16 protein-coding genes are annotated in these 19,016 nt (G+C 62.5%); 9 read left to right on the forward strand and 7 right to left on the reverse strand.

From position 1 onward, the window contains the following. The first annotated feature begins 314 nt into the window (after window positions 1-314). The 3 genes from MRK42_RS02645 (at window position 315) to MRK42_RS02655 (ending at window position 3,863) form a co-directional block, all read left to right on the forward strand. Window positions 315-977, forward strand: coding sequence for a hypothetical protein (locus MRK42_RS02645; protein ID WP_338611728.1), 663 nt, complete (start codon window positions 315-317; stop codon window positions 975-977). Window positions 978-998: 21 nt separating this feature from the next. Beyond that, window positions 999-2,342, forward strand: a complete 1,344-nt coding sequence (locus MRK42_RS02650; protein ID WP_338611729.1) for a M12 family metallo-peptidase — start codon at window positions 999-1,001, stop codon at window positions 2,340-2,342. Between the two features lie 237 nt (window positions 2,343-2,579). Beyond that, complete coding sequence (locus tag MRK42_RS02655; RefSeq protein WP_354688884.1) at window positions 2,580-3,863, forward strand: ferric reductase-like transmembrane domain-containing protein; 1,284 nt, start codon at window positions 2,580-2,582, stop codon at window positions 3,861-3,863. Here the strand turns inward: MRK42_RS02655 and MRK42_RS02660 are convergent. After that, the gene (locus MRK42_RS02660; protein WP_354688885.1) at window positions 3,846-7,013 is read right to left on the reverse strand and encodes a S41 family peptidase; all 3,168 of its coding nucleotides are present in this window, start codon (window positions 7,011-7,013) and stop codon (window positions 3,846-3,848) included. The two genes, MRK42_RS02655 and MRK42_RS02660, sit on opposite strands and share 18 nt — an antisense overlap. Before the next feature lie 280 nt (window positions 7,014-7,293). Between MRK42_RS02660 and MRK42_RS02665 the strand changes: the two genes are divergently transcribed. Continuing rightward, window positions 7,294-7,770 (forward strand): L,D-transpeptidase family protein, encoded by a 477-nt coding sequence (locus MRK42_RS02665; protein ID WP_026457107.1) that lies wholly within the window; start codon window positions 7,294-7,296, stop codon window positions 7,768-7,770. An 84-nt stretch (window positions 7,771-7,854) separates the two neighbouring features. Here MRK42_RS02665 and MRK42_RS02670 read toward each other — a convergent pair whose 3' ends face one another. From MRK42_RS02670 to MRK42_RS02695, 6 genes are all read right to left on the reverse strand, one after another. Next, window positions 7,855-8,301, reverse strand: a complete 447-nt coding sequence (locus tag MRK42_RS02670) for an ion channel (RefSeq protein ID WP_082043381.1) — start codon at window positions 8,299-8,301, stop codon at window positions 7,855-7,857. 76 nt (window positions 8,302-8,377) lie between these two features. Continuing rightward, a complete protein-coding gene (locus MRK42_RS02675; protein WP_354688886.1) occupies window positions 8,378-9,409 on the reverse strand; it encodes a DUF2955 domain-containing protein in 1,032 nt (343 codons plus the stop codon). 34 nt (window positions 9,410-9,443) lie between these two features. After that, window positions 9,444-10,571 carry an HlyD family secretion protein gene (locus MRK42_RS02680; protein WP_201980924.1) on the reverse strand — a complete coding sequence of 376 codons (1,128 nt, stop codon included), beginning with the start codon at window positions 10,569-10,571 and terminating at the stop codon, window positions 9,444-9,446. 18 nt (window positions 10,572-10,589) lie between these two features. Next, window positions 10,590-12,119: a TolC family protein gene (locus tag MRK42_RS02685; protein WP_354688887.1), complete on the reverse strand. Its 1,530-nt coding sequence runs from the start codon at window positions 12,117-12,119 to the stop codon at window positions 10,590-10,592. Further along, window positions 12,109-13,239, reverse strand: a complete 1,131-nt coding sequence (locus tag MRK42_RS02690; protein ID WP_354688888.1) for an AI-2E family transporter — start codon at window positions 13,237-13,239, stop codon at window positions 12,109-12,111. Before MRK42_RS02690 ends, MRK42_RS02685 begins: the two co-directional genes overlap by 11 nt. 362 nt (window positions 13,240-13,601) lie before the next feature. Continuing rightward, window positions 13,602-14,582 carry an IS5-like element IS5 family transposase gene (locus tag MRK42_RS02695; protein ID WP_279458731.1) on the reverse strand — a complete coding sequence of 327 codons (981 nt, stop codon included), beginning with the start codon at window positions 14,580-14,582 and terminating at the stop codon, window positions 13,602-13,604. Between the two features lie 386 nt (window positions 14,583-14,968). Between MRK42_RS02695 and MRK42_RS02700 the strand changes: the two genes are divergently transcribed. The 5 genes from MRK42_RS02700 (at window position 14,969) to MRK42_RS02720 (ending at window position 19,016) form a co-directional block, all read left to right on the forward strand. Next, the gene (locus tag MRK42_RS02700; protein WP_201941925.1) at window positions 14,969-15,691 is read left to right on the forward strand and encodes an AzlC family ABC transporter permease; all 723 of its coding nucleotides are present in this window, start codon (window positions 14,969-14,971) and stop codon (window positions 15,689-15,691) included. 2 nt (window positions 15,692-15,693) lie between these two features. Then, on the forward strand, window positions 15,694-16,026 hold the full coding sequence (locus MRK42_RS02705) for an AzlD domain-containing protein (RefSeq protein ID WP_042070476.1): 333 nt from the start codon (window positions 15,694-15,696) through the stop codon (window positions 16,024-16,026). A gap of 125 nt (window positions 16,027-16,151) precedes the next feature. Beyond that, on the forward strand, window positions 16,152-17,678 hold the full coding sequence (locus tag MRK42_RS02710; RefSeq protein ID WP_354688889.1) for a YjjI family glycine radical enzyme: 1,527 nt from the start codon (window positions 16,152-16,154) through the stop codon (window positions 17,676-17,678). A gap of 11 nt (window positions 17,679-17,689) precedes the next feature. Continuing rightward, window positions 17,690-18,580, forward strand: coding sequence for a YjjW family glycine radical enzyme activase (locus tag MRK42_RS02715; RefSeq protein ID WP_354688890.1), 891 nt, complete (start codon window positions 17,690-17,692; stop codon window positions 18,578-18,580). A gap of 112 nt (window positions 18,581-18,692) precedes the next feature. Beyond that, a complete protein-coding gene (locus tag MRK42_RS02720; RefSeq protein WP_026456223.1) occupies window positions 18,693-19,016 on the forward strand; it encodes a DUF1820 family protein in 324 nt (107 codons plus the stop codon).

Here is a 19,016-nt window from a genome sequence, read left to right on the forward strand (position 1 = left end):
TCAGAGGCTGATAGCGTCTTTGCCTGATCTGCCGACGCAGATTGTCGCGAGCGAGGCGCTGATGGATGTTCCCGGCACCCGATTGCAACCCGCTTACTCTCCTGTCCTGGTCAGTGCCGCGAGGGGATCTCCTTCCTTTAAAAAGCTCCTCTTGGCCCCTGTTTCTTTGTCATCTCGCTCAGTGTTGTGGCGACACTCCATCTAGGAAGGGTTTCAAAAGACTATTGCCATCCCTTGTGGTTCATGTTTAGTATTCCAGCTCTAAATTTTTTAAGTCATTGTTTTATAAGGTTGTTTTTGACATGGATATCAGTATGAACCGAAAGAGATGGGTTGGCGTGCTGGTTGTGTGTGCTCTGTTGGCGGGGTTGGCCTGGTGGGTCAGGGGACCGCAATCCAAAGAGACAAACGACACTGTTGCCATCGGTGTGGAGGCAGAAACCGCCATGGAGCCTCTGGTATTGGCCGAACCCGTGGCTTCGGCTGCCTTGCCGGTACCGAAGCTCAAACCCATGCCGGTGGCAGAGAAGCCCGGTCGGCTCGGCGCACAGGGGGGTTATGAACTGGATGAGCCCTGGCAGGCCGCCGAGGTAGATGCCGACTTCCCGTTGGCGGAGCCGGGCGAGGGGGTTGAGCTGCTTCAACCCATCGCCCTGCAGGGTGACGAGCTGGGACGGGCCCAGATCGGTGACAGCGTGACTCTGCCGCTGCCCGATGGCAGCACCCTGAAAGCCAGGGTAACCAAGGTGCAGTTGCAACGGGGCGGTGAGCGCAACTGGCAGGGCGAAGTGCAGATCGACGGTGGCAGCTATCCGGTCAATTTCACCGTCGGCAAGCAGGCCACCTTCGGGTTTATCGGCACGCCGCAAGGCAGTTATTCCGTCGAGACCCTGGGGGGCAAAGGGTGGGTTTACAAGAACCCGCCACTGGATCGGGGTCATGGTGACAATGACGGCCTGATCCCGACACATCAATAACAACAGAAAAAGGAAAATCACATGCAAAGAACCACATTGGGAATCGTGGTCGCAGGCTTGTTGGGTGCTACACCGGCAGTGGCCAATACCATCGATCTGATGGTGCTGCACACCCCCGGGCTGGCCGCCCGCTATCAGGGGGATGCCCAGACCCGGATCCAGCACATGGTGAACGTCACCAACCAGATCTACGCCGCCAGCGGCCTGGATCTGACGGTGCGCGCCGTGCACAGCGTCGAGGTGGACTATCCGGATGGTGGCACCGACAACTCGGCGCTCAATGCCGTGACCAAACAGACCCACAAGGCGTTCAAGGAGGTGCCGACCCTGCGCACCCGCTATGGCGCCGACATGGTGGCGCTGTTGCGTCCCGATACCGGTAATCACGGTAGTTGCGGTCTGGCCTGGGTCGGCGGTTCGACGACCTATGCCGACGGTCGCAAGGTCTACGCCGACGGGGATCTCTCCAAGGAAGCGGACAAGATGTTCAGCCATGTCACCGCCACCGGTTGCGGGGATGTGGTGCTGGCTCACGAGCTGGGCCACAACATGGGGCTCAACCACTCCCGTCTGCAGGATGGCACGGGCGGCACCTATCACTATGCGCTGGGCCACGGAGTGAAGGGATCGTTCGCCACCGTGATGGCCTATCCCTCCAGCTTCGGGGTCTTCAGCAACGAGTACAAGTTCTCCAGCCCCGACCTGGTCTGCAAGGGCCAGCCCTGTGGCGTGGATCACCTCGATGCGGCCAATGGCGCCGACGCGGTGCGAGCCCTGAAGGTCACTACGCCGCAGATCGCCGCCTTCTATCCCACCATGGTGACGGAGGAGGTGCCGGATCTGGGCGAGCTGGAGCGCACCCTCGAGCAGCGTCGTCAGGAGCTGGAGACGGCACGAACTCACTATAGTGAGCAGCTGGCGGCCCAGACTGCCCTGAAGGAGCGGCAGGAGACGCTGCTGGCCAACTTCGAGCGTTACCAGCGCGAGCAGGCGGATCTCAACCAGCGCAGCAACAAGGCGATCAAGGAGAGCAACCGGCTGGTACAGCAGTACAACAGCTACAACGGCCGTTACAGCCTCGCCGAGTACCAGAAGATCCGCGTGATCCAGAACGACCTGCTGGCGCAAATCAACCAGCTGCGCAGCGAGAGCAACGAGCTGATCCGCCAGTACAACGGGATCAGCCAGCGCTATAACGACGAGGTGAAGGAGTACAACGGCAGTTGGGATCGTTACAACCAGCTGATTGCGGCTGTGAAGAGTGCCGATGGCAAGGTGGAGGGAGCCCGCCGCGAGGTGGAGCTGGCCGAGCACAGATACCAGTTGGCACTGCTGCGCCAGCCGGCCGAGGTGCTGCCAGCCTGACAAGGCCTACCCGGGCTTGCCGGCCCGGGCGTGGTGATTGACACCGGGAGACCGAACCGCCTCGTGGGCAGTTCGATCTCTGGGGGAAGGGGCCTGCGGGCCCCTTCGTTGTCTGCGCTTGTCACACATTGCCACAAACTTTCCCCCTGCTGGCAAAGTCTTGTGACCTGATGGGTCTGTAATGAAACCATGGACAGGGAGACGAGGCCCTGTGGTATGCAAACCAAGGAGCATGTGATGACGGGCAAACAGATGCTGTGGGGATGGCCACTGCTGGCGGTGGCCATCTGGTGGCTTGGCTATGGGGGGGATGCCGGCAATTTCTGGCCCTGGCGCCATGAGATGTTGCTGCTGACCGGCCTGCTGGGGATGGGATACATGGCGATCTCGCTGGTGCTGGCGCTGCGTCTGCCGCAGCTGGAAGCCTGGTGTGGCGGGCTGGATCGGATGCTGCGACTGCATCGTCACAGCGCCATTGCGGCGGCCCTGACCCTGACCGGCCACTGGTTTCTGGTGGAGGCTCCCAAGTGGGCGGTCTCGGCCGGCTGGTTGACGCGCCCCGCCCGCCGTGGCGCGGGTGGTGGCAACGGTGGGGGCGTTTCCCTCCATGCGCTGGGCAATGAACTGGGAGAGTGGGGTTTTTATCTGCTGATCGCCCTGGTGGTAGTGAGCCTGCTGGCGCTGGTGAGCTACGGGCGTTTTCGCCTGATCCATCGGCTGGCGCCCCTCATCTATCTGGCGGGCTGGATCCACGGGCTCTGTCTGCTGCCCAACATTGGCTGGTTGAGCCCGCTCGGCATCGCCATCTGGCTGCCCGGCGGGGTGGCGGCCCTCGGTGCGTTTTACTCCCTGCTGGGACGGGTGGGGGCCAGCGATCGACATGCCGGCCGCTTGGTTGCCGTGCGGGAGCTGGCGGATCAGACCTGCGAGCTGACCATGGCCCTTGAGACACCACTCGCCCACTATCGCCCCGGTCAGTTCGCCTTCTTCGAATTTGATGCCAAAGAGGGGCCGCATCCCTTCACCCTGGTGCGGGTCTCGCCGGATCGGCGCGAACTGGTGATCGCGGTGCGGGCGCTCGGGGATCATACCCGCGAGCTGGTAGCGGCGGCCCGGGTCGGGGATCCGGTACGGGTGACCGGCCCTTACGGCGCCTTCGTCGCCCCCCTTGGCCGCGGGCGGTCACTCTGGCTGGGAGCCGGGATCGGCATCACCCCCTTCGTCGCCTGGCTGGAGGCAATGGCGGCCCGTGGTGAGCGCGGCGAGGGGATCACCCTGATCCAGTGTGCCCCCGACAAGGCCGGCGCCGTCTATCGGGCGCGGATCGCAGAGCTGTGCCAGCGCACCGGGGTGCGTTATCAGTTGCATCTGGACAAGGAGGCGGGACGGCTGGATCTGGCGCGGGTCGCCGAAGGTGCGCCCGGCCAGGTCTGGTTCTGCGGCCCAGAGGGGATGGCAGACGCCCTGACCCGGCTGCTGCCGGACGGGCGTCTGCACCGCGAGTTATTTCGCTTTCGCTGACAACTGCTCGAGGGCAGCCTGTACCGCGGCCTCCAGCTGGGGGTCGCGCCCCGCCAGCATGTCGGTCGGGGTGAGGGGAACCTGGCGATCCGGGATCAGCTCCTGATTTTCGTAGAAACTGCCGTCGGGTTTGCGCAGCCCCAGGCTCGGGATGCCGTAACCGAGCCCCGGGATCAGGCGGGACTCATGGGCATAGACGGTGGTGCCGGTGCCGGGAACCGGCTCACCTATGATGGGGCCAATCTTGAGGGCGCGGTAATACTCGGGAAAGGCGGAACCTTCCGAGTAGCTGCCTGCATTGGCCAGCACCACCGAGGGTTTGGTCCACTGGCGGGTGGCGGCATCCGTCGCCCCCTTGCCAAGGCGTGGCCAGTTGACCGCCATCCCCTTGGCGCGGCCGTTGCCGGTGAGAAACTCCACCAGGGTATTGGCAAGATAACCCCCCTTGTTGAAACGCACGTCGACGATCAGGGCCTCGCTGCCGCGCAGCCGCCCGAGCGCCTGTGCCACCAGCTCCTCGTAGACGGCGTTGCTCATCTCCGGCAGATAGACGTAGCCGACGCGCCCCTTGCTCAGGGTCGCCACCCGATCGCGCCGCTTGGCGACCCAGGCATCGAGTTGCAGGGCATACTCTTGCTGCAGATCGATGGCGGTCACCTCCACCTCGTCAGGCTCCTTCTGGCCCGCCTGCAGGAAGGTGAGGGCAAGCCGGGTCCCGGCCTGGTGGTTGAGCGCCTGATCGAGGGCGGCCAGATCCGGGATGGGGGTGTCGTTGATGGCGAGCAGGCGCGCGCCGACCCGGATATCGCTCTCCTGATCCAGCGGGCCGCCGGCCAGCAGGCTGGTCAGCATCACCCCCTGTTTACTCTCCTGCCAGTAGCCCCCCAGGCTGGCAGTGTCATCCGCCAGACGCTGGAAGGGAGCCGGGCCATAGCCCCAGGTGTGGGAGACGTTCAGCTCGCCGGCCAGTTCGGCCAGCAGATTGCCGAAGTCGCGGCCATTGCTGATGCCGGGCAGCAGGGCACGGTAGCTGGCGACATAGCCGTCCCAGTCCACCCCGTTCATGTCGTCGCGATAGAACTCCTCCCGGGTGAGCCGGGTGATCTGGTCGAAGGCTGCATTCATGCGGGCCTGCCAGCCGCTGTCCGATGGCAGGGCAAAGGGGGCGCTGATGGCTTCGCCAGATTCGAGCGCTACCTGGGTGACCTCTCCCTCCCGTACCAGGGTGGCGAGGGTGGCCTCCTTGTTGAGGCTGGCCAGGGCAGGACCGGGTTGTTCGGCAAACAGTTGGCGAGTCTCTCCCTTGCGCAGATCCAGGGTGTAGCCCTTGATCTCGCTCTGTTCGCCGGTGCCAGGCTCTTCCACCAGATAGGTCAGCTGATCATTGACCAGACGGCTGGCGAGCAGGGTGCCGGCGGGCAGCAGTTGCAGTGCCTCCCGATGGGCCAGGCGATCGGTCTCGAAGCCATAGCCCTCCTTGGGCGGATCCTGTTCGGCCAGGAAGTCGGCCTTGGCGGCGCGGCTGCTGTAGATGCCGAGCAGGTTGTTGCCAAGAGGCTCACCATCGGCCCCCAGGACGCCGTACTTGGTCGATTGCCAGTAGAGGATGCCGCCATCCTCGCTCCAGGCGGGGGCACTCTCCTGATAGCCGCTCAGGCTCACGTTGACCGGCTTGGCCTTGGCATCGCCGGTGTCAATGACGGCGATCTCCTGCTGGGCCGAGTCGGGGCGCAGGGTGAGCGCCAGATAGCGGGAGTCGGGGGCGAAGGCGAGATCCACCTCGTGGCGGGCGGGGTTGAAGCTGGCGGGCACCAGTTCGCGCTGCTTGTTGCTCGCCAGATCCAGCAGGTGGATGGCCTGGCCGTCCACCACGAAGGCGAGCTGCTTGCCATCAGGGGAGAGTACGGGCCGGCTGATCCCCTTGCCGGGAATGGCCAGCAGCAGGCTCTCTTGCAGGCTGCCCGGATCGCTGAAGAGGCGTTCCGGATCCGCCTTGCGCAGGCGATAGAGGGCGGCTGGCCCCTGCTGTTCGGAGAGATAGATAAGCGAGCGCTCCTTCTCGGCGTAGAGGGGGCTCGACTGCTCGCCGGGATCCCGGGTCAGCCGGCGTACCCGCTCCCGCTCCGGATCGACGGCAAACAGGTTGCCTTCGCTCACCAGGATCAGCTCCTTGCCCTCCTCGTTGACCAGCGCCTCGTCGGCATGGGTCAGGGACTGGCTCTGTTCATCCGGCGCCGTCGCCACCTGCGGCGCGATGGCCAGCTTGCGTGGCTGGGCGCTGCCGGCGTCGAGCCGGTAGAGCTCTCCCAGCCAGGACCAGACCAGATCGCCACTGCGGGAGGCGCTGAGCCCCCGCACTGGATGGCCCTGGTAGTGGGTGAGCTGCTGCTCCTTGCCGCTGACGAGATCCCGTTGCCAGACGTTGAAGTCCCCGCTGCGCTCGCTGAGATAGAAAAGGGCGTTCCCGTCGTCGCGCCAGACCGGATCGCTGGCGGCGATCCTGTCTTCGGTCAGCTGTCGGTGCTGCTTGCCGTCAAACAGCCAGAGGCGGGAGACGGCGAAGGATTGCTGGTGTTTGCGAAAGGGTTGATCCATGGTCGGCATCTGGTAGGCCAGTCGCTCCCCGTTGGGGCGGGCCAGGGTGGCTGGCAGCGGCAGATCGGCCTGCAGCTTGCCGCCAGTCACCGGCGTCCAGTAGAGGGCGCTGCCCTGCATCCCTTCGGCGACGAAGTGGTCGGCCTTGGGATCCCAGGGGCGCTGGCTGCTCAACAGCAGGCGCTTGCCATCCGGGCTGAAGGCCTGGGGCAGATCGGCGCGCGAGTCGCGGGTGAGGCGCACCATCTCCCCGCCGCTGGCAGGTACCACAAAGACGTCTTCGTTGCCGTAGAGGTTGGCGGCAAAGGCGAGCAGCTTGCCATCCGGCGACCAGATCGGTCGCTGGCTCAGGTAGTCGCTGCCGGTCAGCGCAGTGGCGGGCCCCCCGTCGGCGCTGCCGACGAAGATGCGCCCCTGCCAGGTGAAGGCGAGTTGCTTTCCATCGGGGGAGAGGGCGGGCTCGCGTAGCCAGAGTGCCTCGGCGGCGAAGCTGGCGGGCAGCCAGAGCAGCAGGGGAGAGAGCAGCAGGGGGATGAAACGGCACGAAGAGCGCATGGCGGGGTCCTGTCGAAGAGTCGAATCCTTATCTTCGCCGATCATCGGTGTGGGGGCTAGCTGGAATTGCACTCGTATCTTGTTGTTTTAATTATTAATTAATAAAAAACAAACAGGCGACTCAAGGAAAGGCACAGCGGGGACGCAAGATATGTTTATCTGACATATTGAGTATTGATGGCGATCCAATATCATGGCGCTCGCTTGCCAGTTGGCTGGCGAGATTCAGATGATGAGATCAAACGCAAAAGCCCGCACCAGAGGCTTGCCGAGGGATGGAATGAGAGCCGTATTGCTGTGTCTGTTGGGGCTTTGGCCCGCATTGAGTTTTGCCACCCTGTCTGCCGACATGGTGGTGGTGAAGAAATCCACCTATAGCCTGACCCTGATGAAGGATGGCAAGGAGGTGAAACGCTACTGGATTGCCCTGGGGCCGGCTCCCATGGGACACAAGCAGCGGGAAGGGGATCAGCGCACACCGGAAGGGCGCTACACCCTGGACTACAAGAAGACCAACTCCGGCTTCTACAAGGCCATTCATATCAACTACCCGAACCTGCAGGACATCCAGCGTGCCAATGAGCTGGGGGTCAATCCTGGTGGCATGATCATGATCCACGGTCAGCGCAACAACGTGGGCAACGTTAGAGTACAGCCCTCCAACTGGACCAACGGCTGCATCGCCATGCTGAACCACGATCTGGATGAGATCTGGGATGCCATCGAACCTGGTACGCCCATCGTCATCGAGCCCTGATCTGGGTTGAGACAGGTAGAAATACAAAAACGGCAGACCCTGGGTCTGCCGTTTTTTATTGCCATTTTTTATTGAAAAATAGCCTTACTTCAACCGGTTGGCGTTGTTGAGCTGGGTCTTGATCAGCGCTTGCAGCACGGCCATCAGGGCCGCCCCCGTCATGCCGAACATCAGCACGCCATTGGCCGCCTCCAGCGGCCCCAGCATCTTCCACTGCTGCTGCATCACTATGTCGCCATAGCCGAGTGAGGTGAAGTTGACCCCGGAGTGGTAGACGGCCTCATAGATCTGGTCGAACTGGCCAAGGCCGAGAAACAGCAGGCCCCAGATCATGATCTGGATGAAATTCCCCAGCATCAGCAGGACCATCACCACCAGCAGGGGGCCGACGCCACGGCCCAGCCAGCCCGGGGTGGGGTTGTTGTGGACCTGGTTGATATAAAAACGCACCGCCCGAAAGGTCAGGCTGGCTTGCAGGACAAGGCAGATCAGCATGGTAGGCAATCCCACCAGCAGGTTCATCAGCATCATGGGTGGCCCTCATGGTTGGTTGGATCAAACGGGATGGCGGTCCCGGGGATCGGGCCCGCCAGTAGTGACATCATCGTCATGGGTGACGCTCCCCGGGGATCATAGAGATCCTGTTTCTGCGCCCCGCCCGCCAGCGCTCCAGCACCCAGATGGCGCCCCAGGCGTAACAGGAGACCAGGATGAACAGGGCGAGCCGGAACAGGGAGGCCTGCATCACATCCTTGCCGTTGGCGCTGTCCTGGATCGCCGGCCCCAGCAGGATGATCACCGTCATCAGGGCGTTGCTCCAGAAGGAGGCGGGCAGACGGCTCGGCACTATCCTGAACAATCGACGGCCGAGCCAGAGGCAGATCAGCATGACCCATAGCATCAGCATCCAGAGGCTGGGCAGCAGGGCCAGGCCGAACCAGGCGAGAGCCGCGATCAGGGCGCCCATCAGGGTCGAGCCCACCAGCTCCTTGCCGGCGTTGCGCGCCTGGGTGGTGCAGGCCTGCTGGCTCAGCGCCACCGTCTTCATGATGGCGGCCAGATAGTGGGCCGGATCCTGCAGTGCCATCACCAGCACGGGCAGCACTATGATGACGGCGCGTAGCGCCACCCAGCCAGCATTGTCCGGACTGAGGTGTTCGGGTTTGGGGAGGGGGGCCCCCTCATCCGGAAACAGGTTGTGGGAGACCGAGCTGATGAAGGCGCCCAGTATGATGCCGATCGCCAGCGCCTGGATCACCACGAAGGCGAGGGCCTGGCTTGCCGTGCCTGCCACCGGGATCAGGGTGAGGGTGGCCACGAGCAGCAACAGCAGCGGGTTGCCGTTTTTCAGCCCCAGATAGAAGAGGCCGAACAGCAGCAGGGCGATCAGCAGTATGGCGCTGGTGCCATAGTGCTGGAGCAGGGGCACCATCAGCACGCCGGTGCCCATCAGCACCATGAGTGCGCCCCCTATCATCAGCCCCTTCACGGTGGAGAGTGGCGGGCCCGGCTTGCACAGCAGCATGATCACCACCAGGTTGCTGAGGTGGGGCAGGGGCAGCGCCAGGCCATAAGTGATGAGGATGCACAGCCCCATGCCCAGGGTCAGCCTGAGGATTGCCTTGTCGGCCCTGTGCATCAGCCTTTTCCTCGCTGGTTCATGACGGGCACGCTCAATAGAGATAGGAGAGCAGGCTCATCAGCCTGATGAAGAGTGCTCCCAGGCCGTTCATCAGCCAGTTGTCGCCACTGTAGACCAGTACTTCGGCCTGGCCGCCGACCCGGATCCCCTGCAGCCGGGCCAGCTCTTCCTTGTCGAACTCGATGGCCACCGGGAAGCGCTGGGCCTGGCGCAGCCAGTCGCGGTTGTTCTGCACTGTGGGCAGGCTGCCCGCCGCCGTCTGGTTGCCGGCACTGACCCCGTTGCCCAGGCTGCGGATCCGCCCCTTGAACACCTGACCCGGCATCACATCCAGCACGATGGCGACCTCGTCGCCCGGGGCCAGATTGCCCAGGTTGTTCTCCGTCATGTCGGCGCTGATCCAGACGTCGTGGATGGCGATCAGCGTCATGGCGGGAGCCCCTGCCGAGACAAACTGGCCGACGTCGGTACGCAGATCCGTCACCAGCCCGCGGGAGGGGGCGAGCACCCTGGTGTGGGCGAGATCCAGCTCGGCCTTCTCGATGGCGGAGCGGGCACTCATCAGCTGGGAGTTCTTGTCACCGCTGTTGCCGGCGGCCTCCTTGGCCTGGATCAGGCTGGCCTCGGCCGCCTTGACCTGGCTCTGGGCCTGTACCCTTGTGGCGCGGGCCACTTCGAGGCGGCGCACCGAGATGGCGCCCGGATCCTCGGCATAGAGCCGCTCCTGGCGATTGGCATCCTGCTCGGCCTTGAGGCGGTTGGCCTTGGCGGCCTGGAGCGAGGCCTCGGCGGCGGTGACACCGGCCGAGGCGGCGTTGACCGAACGCAGCACCGAGTCGTAATCGGATCTGGCCCGTTGCAGCGCTATCTGGTACTGGCTCGGATCAATCTCGAACAGGGGCTGGCCCTGGGCCACGTCGTCATTGTTCTTCACCAGCACCTGCTGTACCTGGCCGGAGACCTGGGCGGCGATGGGGACCACGAAGGCCTGCACCCTGGCCTGTGAGCTGTAGGGAGTCAGGCGATCGGCGGCAAAATACCAGAGCAGGCTCAGGCCGATGAGGGCGAGCAGCAGCTGGGTCGCGACGCGGCTCCCCTTGCCCGCAGGGGCTGGGGGAGCAGACGGAGTGGGTTGGGAAGGCTGGGGATCTTGGCTCATGGTCTTCTCGTCATCACATTAGGGGGCACGGGCGGCGGGCAGGGGATCGGTCAGCATGGGGCCCCAGTCGCTGCGCGATTGCATCTCCTGGCGGCTCTGCTCGTCGAGCAGGGGACGAGTGCGTCCTTGTTGCCAACCGCCTCCCATCGCCTTGTAGAGGGAGATCAGGCTGAGCATCACGTTGCCGCGGCTGCTGACCAGTCGCTCCTGCTGACTGAACAGGGCGCGCTGGGAATCGAGCACCCGCTGGAAGTCGGCCATGCCCTCACGATAGCGGATATTGGCTATCTCGAGGGAGCGGCGGGCGGCCTGCTCCGTCTGCTCCAGCAGCACTATCTGCTCTTCGTTTTTGGCAAGGCCGATGGCGGCGTCGTCGATCTCGCGGGCCGCAGTCAGCAGGGTGTTCTGGTAGCTCTCCTTGAGCTGCTGGAAGCGCGCATCCTGCACCAGCACGGCATTGCTGAGCAGGCCATGGTCAAACACATTCCATTTGAAGCTTGGCCCTATTCCCCAATCCAGGGTGGTGCTACTGCCGGAGAGTGAGGTGGCCGAGAGGCCGAGGGATCCCAGCAAGGTCAGGGAGGGGTAGAGCTCGGCCTCGCTGACGCCGATCAGGGCCGACTGGGCCGCCATCAGCCGCTCGGCACTGCGCACATCGGGGCGACGGCGGATCAGATCTGCCGGCAGCTCACTGGCCAGCTGCAGGCTGGCGTGCGGGATTTTGCCTGTGTTGTCGCTCATCTCGGGCAAGGGGCCGGGGGCGCGAGCCAGCAGGGTGCTCAGGGCATTCTGGCTCTGCCGCAGGCTGGCCTCCAGCGCCGGGATCCCGGAGAGGGTGCTCAGGTACTGGGTCTTGGCCTGCTGCACGTCCAGCTCGTCGCTGTTACCGCTGCGAAACTGCTTCTGGGTGATCTCCAGACTGCGCTGTTGCAGGCGGGCGTTCTCCCGGGAGATCTGCAGCCGCGCCTCCAGGGTGCGGATGTTGACGTAGAGAGTGGCGACCTGGGCGGTCATCAGGACCTGGATGTCGTCGTACTGGGCCAGGGTCGCAAAGTAGCTGGCATCGGCCGCTTCAATGCTGCGCTGGAATTTGCCCCAGAAATCGATCTCCCAGCCGAGGTTGGCCCCAAGGTTGTAGCTCACGAAATCGGTGTTGGGGCCATCCCGCACCTGGCCGACCGGCATGGCGCTGCCGCTGACCTGCTGCAACTGGGGATAGCGGCTGGCATCTGCGATGCCGAGCTGGGCCCTGGCCTCCAGGATGCGCAGGCCGGTGGCGCGCACGTTGTGGTTCTTGCTGAGCGCTTCCTGTACCAGGGCGTCGAGCACGGGATCCTGGAACTGGGTCCACCACTGGTCGTTGGTGTCGGCAAACGAGCCTCCCTTGACCTGGCCGAGGGAGCCCCCCTGCCAAGTGTCGGCGGCGCCGCCCCCGGGTTTGACATAGTCCGGCCCCAGGGTGGTACAGGCGCTCAGCAGCAGGCTGCCGAACAGGGCGACCCCGAGGGGCGCCCTGTGATGAAGGTGACGACTTGGCTTAGGGGGCATCTTGCGGCTCTGCGGCTTGGTTGTCGCCGCCCTGGGGGGCGAGATGGTGTCCGGCCACCCAGGACATGAAGACCTGATAGCCGATGGCGAGCAGGGTGGCACCGACAAACATGCCGAGGATGCCGCTCGATACCATGCCGCCCAGGGCGCCCAGCAAAATGATCGGCATGGGGGCGTCGACACCGCGTCCCAGCAGGATGGGCTTGAGCACGTTGTCAGCCAGGCCGGAGGCAACCAGCATCACGGTGTAGATGATGGCCGGCACGGTGGCGTAGTCGCCGCTGCTCCAGATGTAGATGACGGCGGGGATGAAGATCACTGCGGCCGGGATCTGGGCGATACCGAGGATCAGGGCAACCAGGGCGATGAGGCCGGGTGCCGGGATGCCGGCGATGGCGACCGAGAGACCCAGCAGGATGGCCTGGATAAAGGCGACCCCGATCACCCCCATGGCCACGGCGCGGATGGTCGCGGTGCAGAGGGTGGCGAATTCGTCACCCCGGGCATCGCCCATGACGCGGGTGGAGATGGCCTTGGCGCTCTGATGGCCCGGCATGCCGTAAGCCATGATGATGCCGGCGATGGCGAAGGAGAGGATGAACTGCAGTATGCCGGTCCCCATGCTGGCCACCATGCCGAGCGCCGTCTTGGCGATGTTGCCAATCTTGGGCTGCATGCTCTGGATAAAGGCGGGCAGATCGGTCGCCGCCATGTGCCAGGCGGCATAGAGCTTGTCACCTATGACAGGCCAGCCCGCCACCGACTCCTTGGGCAGGGGAAGTTGCAGGGTGTTGTTCCTCATGTCGTGGATGAGGCCTGTGATGGTGTCGGCCAGCGAGCTGGTCAATATCGCCGTGGGCACCACGATCAGGGCTATGCCTCCCAGCACCAGCAGGGTCGCCGCCCGGCCCTGATGGTTGCCCAGTCGTGCCGCCAGACGCTGGTGAGCGGGATAGAGGGTCACGGCCAGGATCAGAGCCCACAGCATCAGGGTCAGGAAGGGAGAGAATATCCCGTAGCAGATGATAACCAGGGCCAGGATCAGTCCCGCCTTGATAAGTACATCCAGCAACTTGTTAAACAAGCGGCGTTCCAGTTCCGGGTTGGTATCGTATTGCATAGCTGGCTCTCACGGTGGAAGTGACGTTGAATTCATCTCATGGCGTTAATTTCAGCGGGGCATTTTTAAATTCCCTAGCTGTCCCCAAGCTTAACCAGATAACCATTTATAAAATTAAGATGGCTAAATGCCATTGTGTATCAACCTATTAGATGGTGGTTTTGAGGGGACTCACATTCTGATGAATATCAAATATCCCTCTTTTATATTCGCTAGGGAAAGTGCGAATAAGCAGGTCATTTCTTCCCAAGCTGGCTCGCTGATTAAAATTTCGCGGATCCGGGCCGATTGTTCTCCCGTAAACACCTCGAATTAGCCTATTTAGGCCGTTTTTTCGCCATTCCTGGCGTTATTTCCGGTTTTTAGTGAGATCTCTCCCACTGACGTATCATCTGGTCCACCCGAAACAGGTTGGCCAGGGTGAATAACATCGCCAGTTGGTTATCGTTTTTCTGTAGCCCCTTGTATCTGGCTTTCACGAAGCCGAACTGCCGCTTGATGATGCGAAACGGGTGCTCCACTTTGGCCCGGATGCGGGCTTTCATGTATTCGATGTTGATGGCCGTTTTGTTCTTGCGTGGATGCTGTTTCAAGGTTCTTACCTTGCCGGGGCGCTCGGCGATCAGCCAGTCCACATCCACCTCGGCCAGCTCCTCGCGCTGTGGCGCCCCTTGGTAGCCGGCATCGGCTGAGACAAATTGCTCCTCTCCATGCAGCAGATTACCCAGCTGATTGAGGTCATGCTCGTTGGCCGCGGTGGTGACTAGGCTGTGGGTCAGGCCACTCTTGGCATCGACACCAATGTGGGCCTTCATGCCAAAGTGCCACTGATTGCCTTTCTTGGTCTGATGCATCTCCGGATCGCGTTGCTGCTCTTTGTTCTTGGTCGAGCTGGGTGCCTCAATGATGGTGGCATCGACCAAGGTGCCTTGAGTCATCATGACGCCTGCTTCGGCCAGCCAGCGATTGATGGTCTTGAACAATTGGCGGGCCAGTTGATGCTGCTCCAGCAGGTGGCGGAAATTCATGATGGTGGTGCGGTCCGGCAAGGCGCTATCCAGGGATAACCGGGCAAACAGACGCATGGAGGCGATTTCGTACAGAGCATCTTCCATCGCGCCATCGCTCAGGTTGTACCAATGCTGCATGCAGTGAATGCGTAGCATGGTTTCCAGCGGATAAGGTCGCCGGCCATTACCAGCCTTGGGGTAAAACGGCTCGATGACTTCCACCATGTTTTGCCATGGCAGAATCTGCTCCATGCGGGACAAGAAAATCTCTTTTCTGGTCTGACGGCGCTTACTGCTGAATTCACTGTCGGCGAAGGTGAGTTGATGACTCATGATGGCCCTCGGAAATGCGGCTCCGGATGAACATTATGATCTCATATCACAGACTTGTTCGCACCTTCCCTAGTCATTATTTGAATATAGAGCCTGATGATTAATTAGAAAGTTTAATAAATGGTGTTATTTATATTTTTCAGAATAAAGCTTTGCTCATTTATGGTTGTTAGCTGAGTTATCAGTATCTATTTCTGCGGCGCGTCTTGAAGGGCGTGGAAAATATTTTTTGCATCCTCCATGACAGAAATCATACCGGTTATGGGCAGGGGGCGCCGGGCAAGCACGACGTGCTGGCACTGACAGAGTCATCACTTGCGACAGAAGTTAGCGTTTCTGCACGGCTATGGTAGCTTGCTGGTTTTGTTCGGTTGTGGAAAACAGATATGGACGTCAATCCTGCAGCGCTGTCTGGCGGTGCTTCTCGCCTGTCCCGAGTGCGCTGGTGGCAGGCGACACTCGATATTTTGCCCCTCTCCATCTCGGTCATCCCCTGGGGGATATTGTGCGGCGCCCTGGCGCTGCAGGTGGGGTTGAGCCCGCTGCAGGCTCAATGCATGTCGCTGCTGGTCTATGCCGGCGCGGCCCAGCTTTCGGCCACCACTTTGTTCGGGGCGGGCACGCCGCTGCTGCCCATCATGGGGTCGACGGTTGTCATCACCTCCCAGCATCTGCTGTACGGCTTTACCTTTCGCCGTGACGTGCTGCCGCTCTCCCTGCGCTGGCGGGCGAGTCTCGCCTTCTTTCTGACCGACGAGATGTTTGCGGTGGCGCTCAAGGACAGGGAGCACAACGGGCGCTTCGACCCCGCCTATGCCCTGATCGCGGGCTTCGTCTTCTATCTGTTCTGGAATCTGGCGACCCTGCTCGGCATCGCCGCCGGCCAGTACATCGACGGTCTGGATCAGATGGGACTGGATTTCGCCATCGCGGCCACCTTTATCGCCATGACCATTCCCGCCATGAAGAACCTGCCCATGGTGGCGGCGACCCTGGTGAGCGGATCCATGGCGCTGCTCACCAAGCCGTTGTTGGCGGAGGTCTACATCATCGTCTCGGCTCTCTCCGGCATGGTGGTGGGATACGTGCTGCACCGGATGAGGAGATAAGCATGACCTGGCTGATGATAGGCCTGCTGGCCCTGATCACCTTCTGCAACCGCTTCGCCTTCTTCTCGCGCCTGACCCGCTATCAGCCCGGTGCCGAGATGGGGGCCTTCCTCAGCTTCTCGGCCCAGTCGGTGCTGACCGCCATCTGGCTGCCCATCGTCTTCAGTTACGAGCCGGGGCAGGGGATCTCCTGGGATCCCGACTATCTGGCCGCCACCCTGCTGGTGACGGTTCTGACCCTGCTGCGGCTGCCGACCCTGGTGGTGGTCGTGGTCGGCATGGGGGGCTTCTTCCTGCTGCGCTGGTTGGGGGGCGTGGCAGTGCTGTTGTCCTGATGGCGAACGGGGCGTGATCCCGCATGGCGGATGTCATTTATTGACATCCGCCATGTTGCCAATGTCACTTCAAAAAAAGGCCTTCAAAGGGTAAGGATATGGTGTCATCTGTATAGGAGCGCCCCATGTCTTTCACCCAAGCCTGCCAGCGTATCGTTCGCGATCCCCTGCTGTCACCGGCCCAGAAGAGCCACGCCCTGGCGCTGGCCGCCGAAAATGCCCTGCCCTATCCCGACCTGCCCGAGGCGGTAAGCGAGGCGATGGCGCAGGGGTTTATCTGCGACATGTTCGAAGGGCATGCTCCCTACAAACCTCGCTATGTGTTGCCCGATTATGAACGTTTCCTCCGTCAGGGTTCCGCCTGGCTGGAGCTGGCCCCGCCACAGGACTTTGACGAGGCGCTCGATGCCCTGCGCATCCTTTATCACCATGTTCCCTCCGTCACCGGCATGCCGGTCTGGCTGGGGCGGCTCGATCATCTGCTGCTGCCTTTCGTCGGCGGGCTGGATGACGATGCGCTCTATCGCAAGCTGAAAGCATTCTGGATCTATCTGGATCGGGTGCTGCCGGATGCCTTCATGCACGTCAACATTGGCCCTGATGACAACCGTCTGTGCCGCCTGATCCTGCGCATCGACGGCGAGCTCAAGCAGGTGGCGCCGAATCTGACCCTGTTCCACGATCCTGCCGTGACGCCGGAGGCGCTGCTGTTGCAGGGGGTGAAGAATATCGCCAGTTGCAGCAAGCCCCACATCGCCAACTACCCGATCCACAGCGCGACCTTCGACGAGCGCGGCTTTGGCATCGTCAGTTGCTACAACGCCCTGCCGCTGGCCGGTGGCGCCAACACCCTGGTGCGCATTTCCCTCAAGCGGGTGGCCGAACAGGCGCAGGGGATAGACGATTTTCTCGGTTGCCTGCTGCCCCACTACTGTCGCCTCGCCTCCCAGTTGATCACGGCGCGCGCCGCGTTTCTGCACAGTGAGTCCGGCTTCTTCGAGAGCTTCCTGATCAAGGAAGGACTGCTGGAAGAGGCGCGCTTCGTCCCCATGTTTGGCATCTATGGCATGGCGGAGGCGGTCAATATCCTGATGGACAAGGAGAATCTGCCGGATCGCTACGGCCGTGAGGAGGAGGCGAACCAGCTCGGCTATCGCATCTCTGCCCAGCTCGCCCGTTACGTGCAGGAGACGCCTCAGCCCCACGCCTGGCGGGGCCATGCGCTGCTTCACTCTCAGGGCGGTCTCAGCGTGGATGTGGACGTGACCCCGGGAGTGCGCATTCCCTATGGTCAGGAGCCGGATCCCGCCAGCCATGTGCTGGCCCTGGCGCCCCATCACGGCTTCTACCACTCGGGGATCAGCGAGATCCTCACCCTGGATCCCACCATTCGCCAGAATCCGCAGGCGTTGCTGCAACTGTGCAAGGGAGCACTCGCTATAGGTATGCGGGAGTTCACCGCCAACGTGGCGGACAGCGATCTGGTGCGGGTGACCGGCTACATGATCCGCAAAAGCGATGTGGCCCGTTTTGCCGAAGAGGGTTCGCGGCTGCAGACCACCTGTCTCGGTGCCGAGGCGAGCAAGGTGACCGCCATTCGCCAGCGGGCGGCGCGGGTCATCGCCCATGAGGCGCTCGTCAGCGAACTGTGAATGGCGGCGACATGAAAGATAGCGCCAGGCAGTGCAGCGCCCGGGTCAGCCGGGTGTTGCCCTTCTCCTGCGTCGACGGGCCGGGCAACCGTCTGGTGCTGTTTCTGCAGGGGTGCAATTTCAACTGCCCAAGTTGCCACAACCCCCACACCATAGGCTTGTGCGATCACTGCGGTGACTGCGTGTCAGGTTGCCCAAGCGGGGCCCTGACCCTGGATGAAGGCGGGGTGAGCTGGCAGGAGGCGCTTTGTACCGATTGCGATGCCTGTCTGGATATCTGCCCCCGCAGGGCCAGCCCCAAGACCTGCATCATGACGGTGGCCGAGGTGCTGGCCCTGCTGCGCCGCTACGGCCCATTGCTTACCGGCATTACCGTCTCCGGCGGCGAGGCGACGACCCAGCTCCCCTTCGTGATCGCCCTGTTCACCGCCATCAAGCAGGCGCAGGATCTGGCGCACCTGACCTGCCTGCTCGACAGCAATGGATCTCCGGCGGAAACCGGCTGGCGGCGACTGTTGCCCGTGCTCGATGGCGCCATGATCGATCTGAAGGGGTGGCGAGAGTCGGTACATCTCTCCTTGACCGGCTATGGCCGCGAGCGGGTGCTGGCCTCGCTGCAACTGCTGGCGGAGGAGGGCAAGCTGGCCGAACTGCGCCTGCTCCATGTGCCGGGGCGCAGCGATTTTCTCGATGAGCAGGGGGAGCTGGCGCCTGACCTGGTCGCCTTCTTGCGGCGATTGGGATCTGTGCCCATCCGCCTCAACGGTTTTCGTCACCACGGGGTGCGCGGCGAGGCACGAAACTGGCCGCAGGCATCCCGCAGCGAACTGGTCTTGCTGGCCAATCGGCTAACCGGGATCGGTTTGGGGCCAGTCTCGTTGCCAGCCTTGATGAGTGAGTAGTTATCCGGATCTGCCGGGCAGGATAAAGGCTGCAACTGTGATTTCTGTCTATTGGTCGGGGAGCCGGACGGCGGCTAGAATATCGGCCATTCTCCCTCAATGACAGATAATCATGAGTGAAAGCAAGGCGTTATATCGGGTTCAGTTCATTTGCCACAGCGAGCGCTATGAGGTGTATGTGCGCGAGGTCAATCAGGGGCAGCTGTTCGGCTTTATCGACATTGCAGATTTTGTCTGGGACACCCACTCGGCTCTCATCGTCGACCCCAGCCACGAGAAGCTCAAGAGCGAATTTGCCGATGTGCGCCACACCCTGATCCCCATGCACCAGGTGCTGCGTATCGATGAGGTGCAAAAACAGGGGGCTGCCCGCATCACCGAGCTTGGCAACAACGTCTCTCCCTTCCCCGGTCCCATCTATACCAAGCGTCCCTGA

The organism is Aeromonas sp. 19NY04SH05-1, from assembly GCF_040581895.1.
In the GTDB taxonomy this organism is placed as follows: domain Bacteria; phylum Pseudomonadota; class Gammaproteobacteria; order Enterobacterales; family Aeromonadaceae; genus Aeromonas; species Aeromonas enteropelogenes.